This window comes from Gilliamella sp. B14448G11 (assembly GCF_016101765.1).
In the GTDB taxonomy this organism is placed as follows: domain Bacteria; phylum Pseudomonadota; class Gammaproteobacteria; order Enterobacterales; family Orbaceae; genus Gilliamella; species Gilliamella apicola_N.
Map to the genome: position 1 here is coordinate 44,570 of NZ_JACFPX010000021.1, position 7,317 is coordinate 51,886.

Genomic DNA, 7,317 nt, shown 5'->3' on the forward strand with positions numbered 1-7,317 from the left:
TTTATTTTAATTTATTGATAACTTATGCTAACACTAAGGTTTGATAGCAAACCTAGTGTTATTTGTTTCAATTAAATTAATTATTTAAAAAATTGAGGTAGATATTTTCTATTTTCGTTTAATATTTCTTCGACGATTGTCTTCGCTTTAGGTACATTAACCACTGTTCTATTTAGTGTTAATGCATTAATAAGCTTTTGCTTCGAACCTTCATACCAAGCATCAACGACAAGTTTTTCATAACCTAATTGAATTTCAATCATTGCTTTTTGGAATGTTGGAATATTACCGATAGTAAACGATTTAGGTCCATCTGATGTGAGCATGCATGGGATTTCAACCATTGCATCATCTTGAATGTTATTAATAGCGCCATTGTTAGGAACAATGACAAGGTAGATATCGCCTTTGTTATACGCTAAAGATGATGCTACGCGGATCATATACCGACCATGTATATCATCATGAAGATCTTCCCCTTGAATTGAATTTTTTTCAATGATGCGACGGCACATTTCAAATACTTGTTTTTCTCGTCCATTAATAACCTGACGAGCTCGGGTATTATTGATATCCTCTTTGCTAACCATTTTTTCCGGATACAAATAATATTGTAAATAAGTGTTTGGTAGGAATTCTGGATTATCCCTTAGCATTATTTCCATATTCTTGAAAGTTGCTTGCCAAGAAGGGTCATTAGCAATAACCGAATCAACGGCGCTAATACCCTCTTTTAAGATAATGTCTTTAATCTTCTGAGTAAGATCTTCTCCCTGTTTATTTTTTATTTTTGTGAACCAACCATAATGATTAAGACCAAAATATTCAGGTACAAAATCCCAAATTTGACAGCCAAGTAATTTGGCATAACTCACCATTATAGCAGCAGGCATATCACAGATATTTAAAATTCGTTTGTCATCAGGAAATTCTCTATTTAAAGCTTCGGCAACAATAGCGGCAGGGTTAGTATAATTTAAGATCCAAGCCTCTTTTTGATAACATCGGATTTCACGAATAAGATCTATCATGTCACCAATAGAACGTAGGCCATAAGCCATTCCGCCTGCGCCACAGGTTTCTTGACCTACGCACTGATGCGATAGAGGAATTTGCTCATCACGTTCCCGCATCTTCAATCCACCCGTTCGGATTTGCATAAAAAAGAAATCGGATTTTTCAAAAGCCACTTTTCTGTCTGTGGTATAGATAAATTCTTCAAGCTCTGGATAAAGTTCCTGAAACATTATTTTTGTTGCTTTAGCATTTAGTTCTTGGCGTGGTGCGTCAATATCATAGAAAACAACTCGTTTTAAAGGAAAGTTATCTTTTTCAGTAATCAGACTTCTCATAATACCTAACGTATAAGTGCTTCCCGCCCCAACAACAGTTAAATTTATCTTTTTCATAGTTTTTCCTAATTGTATTGTTGATTAAAAAACAAATAAAGTACAAATATGTTATCAATAAGTATTATTTAAAATAATACTTATTTAATACAAATGTGAAAATGATCACAAAATATTTTTAACCTCAATTTGCTAATTAAATGATAAAATGACATAAATTTAATCTGTTGAGACTTTAAATGGCAAAACCACTATACCGACAAATAGCTGAAACCTTTGAACAAAAAATTTATTCTGGTGAATTGGATTTAGAAGATGTGTTACCTACAGAGCAGGCTTTACAAGACCTCTATAAAGTCAGTCGTGTGACTGTTCGCAAAGCGCTTGAGCAATTGGAAAATCTTGGATTAGTAGAGAGAATTAAAGGAAGTGGGACTTATGTAAAATATAATTCAGCCAAGCATGATGCGATTCAATTGAAAGGATTTGATGAGAATATTACTTCGTTAGGTCGAATAGCGGGTACAAAAGTAATACATTTCCAATTAGAACAAGCTTTACCGGCTATTGCTAAACATTTAAAAATAGAAGTTGGAGCGTCAATATTTTCAATAATACGTATAAGAACAATTGATGATGAGCCAGAAATTTTAGAACAAAGCTATATGCCACTCTCATTATTTCCTGATTTAAGCGTTAAAGTCATGCAATCATCAAAGTACTATTATGTAGAGCACCAGAAAGGCTATCAAATATCCCATAGTAAGCAAGATGTAAAACCCGTTTTGGCGACAAATATCGTTGCTAAACATTTAAATATTGATACAAATCATCCAATATTACGGCTTCGCTCAGTGAGTGAATTAAAGACGGGTGAAAGGTTTGAATACAGTATTCAATATTTAAGAGGATTTCAGTATCGATTCGAATATATTGCCCGTAGGGGATTAGGTTAACATGCTATTTTGGAAAATATATCACTTAAAGGTGTTTTATATAAATACAAAAGTCCTAATATTATTGTAAACTGTAAAAATATCGTATAATTTATGTTAAATATATTTTATAATCTATAAAAATTTAGAGCGTTAGTGCTCCATTAGTTAATCGCTTTTTTATAATTTCAAGTTCTCCATAATTAATTCATTGTTGTTTAATCATAAATTAGGTAATAGGAGTAAATAATGAAAAAAAATGTAAGCGTTAATAAACTGACAATATTGATTTCTGCACTCTATTGTTCTCTATTTTTTTCATCATCATTCGCTTTTCAAAAAGGCTCAACTGAGGATTTTTTAGGTCATGAAATAGGGATTACTTATCATACTGCTGAGCAAGCTGTAAGTAGTAAGGCCTATTTGCCAATCTATCCAAAAGAAGGTACTCCTGAATTTGAAGCAGACAAGATTGCTTATCTTCATGGGTATAACCTTAAAGGAACAGAACGTTGGAAACAGGCAACCACAGATGCTGATTTGCATACCCCAAACGTGGCTAAAATTTTTTCTGCTCCTTTAGGTATCACAATTTCACCTGAAACAACTCCAACTTTATATAAAATGCTAGGCGATCTTCTGGTGGATTCAGCGGATAATGCGACTAAAACAGCGAAAGAAGCATATAATAGAGGGCGTCCATTTGTCTACTTCGGTAATCATAGCTGTCAACCTGAAGATGAAGAAGAACGTCTACGTCAAAATGGATCGTTTCCGTCTGGTCATACTTCATACGGGTGGACTTTAGCATTAGTTCTTGCTCAAATAGCTCCATCACACGCTGAAGCAATTATAAAACGTGGATATGAATTTGGTCAGAGTCGTATGATCTGTGGTGCTCATTGGCAAAGTGATGTGGATGCAGGACGACTTGTGGGGGCGGTTGAATATTCTCGCTTACTTACTATTCCCAAATTTCAAGAAGATCTTAAAAAAGCAACAGAAGAAGTTCAAAATCAACTTAATTTAGTTAATAAATAAAGATGAATGATATGAATTTTTATCATTCTATATAATGATTAGGGAAAGTAATGGAAAATTATTTTCCTTAATAGGTTAAAAAATAATTACCGAACAAAGAATTAAAAATTAACTAATATGTATTAACTATATGATTTATGGTTATTTTTAATAAGACTATTAATATCCCATTTTTGTATAACTCTTTTTATATAATTCTATATTATTTATTTAAAAATAAGGTTGAGTTATCCATTCCCAAAAAATAAAAGTGCTATCTATGAGGTGATAATACAATTTATAGAAGCGTATCCGCACCATTATTGTATAAATTTCACTCAAAATATTGAGGCTAATTTAAAAAAGTAAAATAATCAGATAAAAATGGTTGCAAATTATTATAAAACAGGTAGTTTATACATTACATTTGGTTATTTTTTGTAAACTTTTGTAAGTTACTAATTGAATCAATATCAGTAGAATTACTCCAGTTATAATGATAATCATGATGTCAAATCAAAATTCTAAAAAACTCAATATTAAAAAAATATAGAAATATTAATCATTACAAAATAATGTAGGGATTATAAAAGGAGAAAGGTATGAAAAATGAATCATTCGAATTCATTAAACAGTTGCATGAAAATTTTATTTATAATCATTATACTTTAACAGTTGATGAGATATATTTAATTATTTCTTTATTAATTGTTGTTCATAATGAACAATCAAACCATTACAGGTATAATGCCACCATTTTTTTCAGTATATTTAATATGTTATCTAATAATTCTCAATTCCTTTATACAAATAAAACGTTTTATATGTAATATAATAAGATATTGACTAATGCAATGTCACATAAAAAGATAGGATAAACTAATGAACGATAAATTGCAGAAACTCTTAGATGAATATAAACTAAACTATGATAAATTTGGTTTCGGTCATTATTTGGACTTTGATCACACCGAAAGTGCTTTAAAAGTCGGTTTAGTAGGATGCTTTTATTTAGATAAATCTTATAAATCTGAAAAGCGTCAAGCAATTAACCAAGTCCTCGCATTATATGATAAAAATTGGGGTGACCACCTCACTCATGGCTTTGGGGATGGTGATCCCAATACTCTATATCGTTATCAAAATATCAGTTTAGCTCAAAAAATAATACTTAATAACGGATTTTGTTTAGATACTTTAAGTTTTTATTGGAGTAATGTAGATAAACTATATCTAATCCCTGATTATTTAATTAAAGTTTTATCAAGAGCAGAATCTGTTGAAAAAGAATATAACACAGTGAGTTATTTACAATTTTACTTGCCAATTTATGAATTAAAATATTTTGGTGTTGATAAAATGGTAGAATTCATCCGACAAGTCAGCCAAATTTTAAAACCTATGCATGGTTTTTTTGGTTTAGGTATAAGACAACGTTATAAATATTATGATTATCAATATTTAGAAGGTGAGTTAGCGCGTAAATATTTAGGTTTAGATATTTCCACTGATGAAGAAGATATACATTTTAGAGACGGATTTAAAAGTATTAACTGGCTAACTATTCTTAGTGAAGAGCTTTTTACTGAAAAATTAGGTAGTCTCGATGACGTTAAACAAAAAAATAGTGATGAAAGCGTTATTTTTCATCCCTACGATGGGGGAGTCGTTGTTCAGGCTGGTGAAGTACCAGAATTTTGTGATATTGGTCGTAACCCTTATCCTGAACATTATGTTAATGCTAATGCTTTATTAAAACAAGCACGTGCTCCAATGATTGCTTCATTTGGTTTTACATCCAATAATGGTAAAATTCAAGATAGCCAAACTTCTAAAGAATGGCAATCTCGTTTTGACGATGTAACCCCAACTGATCTTCCTCCAGAGGAATCTGAAGAAGAGGAAAGTGTTGGGATAAATGAAACTTGAGATGTGTCTATTAAAGTATGTTTTATCCCAATAATTAGGCTTTTTTAAACTAAATTATAAAATACCTGATCTTTTACCATTAACATTAGTTTTTTTGACTATTGTTGAAAAGTTTTAGATCGGGTATGTATTTTGATTTAAGTCTATTTTATATAAAAAAATGGTTAATTTTAAATTGTAGTTTTATTTTATAAAAAAGCTTTATGCTAAAAATAGAGTTTATAAAAAAATCGTTTTAGATACTAATATTAGATGTAAGATTATTGCACAACACAACACAACACAACACAACACAACACAACACAACACAACACAACACAACACAACACAACACAACACAACACAACACAACACTTAAAAAGTTTAAAAAATCTGAATGTTTCCAATCATACATAACTTTTCATTGATATCAGAAAATTTAACTCAATTAAAAAGACGAAATGGTATAGACTCCTGAATATTTTTTACAAAATTAATCATAACTTATTTATATAATTAAATTTTTAAATATCTTTAACTCAATTATTTAATTACTTAAAAATTTTATTCATAATTTTATTTTTATTTCTAAAAAGAAATTTTTTCTGTAATTGGTGGTTAGTTATTTATGCCAAAAGGTTTCAGGTTATGGTTATATTTGAGTAAAAATCAATTTTTAGGCCTAATGATTTAAAAAGTACTTTTGCAGAATACACAAAATCCAAATTCTATCTACAATTCACAATTACCATTGTTGTTTAGAATTTAAAATTGGCGTGATTTTATAATGAAACGGCATAGACTCCTGAATATTTTTTACATAGTAAATTATAACCCAATAATATAATTAGATTATTTAAAATAACTTCAACCCAATTATTTAATCACACTAAAATCCTGTTTATAGCCTAATTGATCGCTTTATAAAGCCACTATTTTTGATATTTGAAAAATCAGTTATTTTGTCAAAAAGTTTCAGGTTATGGCTATGTTTGAGTAAAAATCAATTTTTAGGCCTAATGATTTAAAAAACACTCTACAAAATACTTATGCAGAATACATAAAATCCAAATTCTATCTACAATTCACAATGATCATTCTTTCTTTGAATTTAAAATTGGCGTGATTTTATGATGAAATGGTATAGACTCCTGAATATTTTTACAAAATTAATCATAACTTATTTATATAATTAAATTTTTAAATATCTTTAACTCAATTATTTAATTACTCAAAAATTTTATTGTTATTTTTAAAGAGAAATTTTTTTGTAATTGGTGGTTAGTTATTTATGCCAAAAGGTTTCAGGTTATAGCTATGTTTGAGTAAAAATGATTTTCTAGTTACAAATCTCAATAAAAATTCGGTGCAAAATATTTAATAAAAAATCAGCAAAATCCAAGTTCTGTTAATCCTTGTTTGATCATGTTTAAGTAACAAATATTTAATGATTTGTTATAAATATAATTAATAATATCAGTAAGTTATATGTGTAATTAAACTTAAAGAAATATTAAAAAAAGATTGCAAAAAACGTAAAAAAGCGTATTTTATATGCTCTTTAGATTATTTTTTAACGTAACTTCATAAAAATATTTAACTAATAATGGTAAATCATTAAAATAATCAATTTTTTAGTAAAAAATAATATTAAATAAATATTAATAATAAATAGTTCAATAAAACAAAGTTTTATTTGCAGCGCACTTGAAATATATCGAGGATAGCATGGATAAAGGATTAACCAATTTGGTGAATCAATTGGGTAATGGTTTAAGTCGGGGCTTAAAGCAAGGTTTAGTTAATGGAGTCGGCCATAATCGCTATACGTTAAATATTGATGGTTTGTCTGCTGAGGTATCAGTTTTACAAGTTGAGGGTAATGAGCAACTTAACCAGCCTTGGTATTACACCATTACCTTTACCAGCTCGGATAAACAACTTTCTGTTGAGCCATTTCTTAACCAAAATGCCCGTTTGAGTTTTAATCCTGCTAATTCTGGCAGTTTAAGCGACTTTGCAACTCAAGGACTTAATGCACTTAATTCCTTAACTTCGGCTAATCCATTAGATGCATTAAAACAGTCTGGGCCATTAAAACAGTT

The 7,317-nt window shown here is 29.4% G+C and carries 4 protein-coding genes and 1 pseudogene; 4 read left to right on the forward strand and 1 reads right to left on the reverse strand.

Features of this window, described 5'->3' with window-relative positions:
• Positions 1–80: 80 nt before the first annotated feature.
• Positions 81–1,409, reverse strand: coding sequence for a 6-phospho-alpha-glucosidase (locus H3S88_RS11780; RefSeq protein ID WP_065602594.1), 1,329 nt, complete (start codon positions 1,407–1,409; stop codon positions 81–83).
• A gap of 179 nt (positions 1,410–1,588) precedes the next feature.
• Here H3S88_RS11780 and H3S88_RS11785 point away from each other — a divergent pair, with 179 nt between their 5' ends.
• The 4 genes and pseudogenes from H3S88_RS11785 to H3S88_RS11800 form a co-directional block, all read left to right on the forward strand.
• Positions 1,589–2,305 carry a GntR family transcriptional regulator gene (locus tag H3S88_RS11785; RefSeq protein WP_039127950.1) on the forward strand — a complete coding sequence of 239 codons (717 nt, stop codon included), beginning with the start codon at positions 1,589–1,591 and terminating at the stop codon, positions 2,303–2,305.
• Positions 2,306–2,533: 228 nt separating this feature from the next.
• Entirely contained in the window at positions 2,534–3,325 is a 792-nt protein-coding gene (locus tag H3S88_RS11790; protein WP_086351263.1) for a phosphatase PAP2 family protein, read from the forward strand.
• 861 nt (positions 3,326–4,186) lie between these two features.
• Complete coding sequence (locus H3S88_RS11795; protein WP_198228989.1) at positions 4,187–5,233, forward strand: type VI immunity family protein; 1,047 nt, start codon at positions 4,187–4,189, stop codon at positions 5,231–5,233.
• A gap of 1,707 nt (positions 5,234–6,940) precedes the next feature.
• Positions 6,941–7,317: pseudogene (locus tag H3S88_RS11800) on the forward strand (hypothetical protein); the annotation flags it as partial.